1 protein-coding gene is annotated in these 244 nt (G+C 61.5%); it reads right to left on the bottom strand.

What is annotated here, in order from left to right; genetic code table 11:
• Positions 1-244 (bottom strand): hypothetical protein (locus AC0L2K_RS35235; RefSeq protein WP_473533692.1); only part of this gene is annotated, 244 nt, incomplete at both ends.

Below are 244 nucleotides of genomic sequence, written 5' to 3'. Positions count from 1 at the left end.
CAGCAGCCCAACGCGGTACTGGTTCTCCATCAGCTCGCCAACCGAGCGCACGCGGCGGTTGCCGAGATTGTCGATATCGTCGATTTCGCCCTTGCCGTCGCGCAGTTCGACCAGGGTCTTGACGACGGCCAGGATGTCGTCCTTGCGCAGCACGCGCACGGTATCCTCGGCTTTCAGCTCCAGGCGCATATTCATCTTGACGCGGCCGACTGCCGACAGATCATAGCGCTCGCTGTCGAAAAAC

The organism is Mesorhizobium sp. WSM4817 (genome assembly GCF_055811135.1).
Note: the sequence above shows the minus strand (reverse complement) of the source record. Positions and strands in the feature narration are given on the sequence as shown.